Here is a 242-nt window from a genome sequence, read left to right as displayed (position 1 = left end):
TCTCCGCTGATGGGCGGCGTGCACATTTCCCCCTTCCCCCACGCCTACCGCTACGGCTGGGACGAAGCAACAGCGGTTGCCTTCGCGCTGAAGGAACTGGACCACCTCCTGGTCAGCATCAGCAGCCCCAGTGACACGGCCGGCTTCATCATCGAACCCGTCCTGGGCGACGGCGGCTACATCCCCACCCCCGTGGCCTTCCTGCAGGGCCTGCGGGAACGGGCCGATAAGCACGGCATCGT

Annotated in this window: 1 protein-coding gene; it reads left to right on the top strand. The window is 66.5% G+C overall.

Features of this window, described 5'->3' with window-relative positions; all coding sequences use genetic code 11:
* A partial coding sequence (locus AC6CH3_RS23570; RefSeq protein WP_498134730.1) for an aminotransferase class III-fold pyridoxal phosphate-dependent enzyme occupies positions 1-242 on the top strand: 242 nt, incomplete at both ends.

It is taken from the genome of Arthrobacter sp. GQ119 (assembly GCF_059759125.1).
Note: the sequence above shows the minus strand (reverse complement) of the source record. Positions and strands in the feature narration are given on the sequence as shown.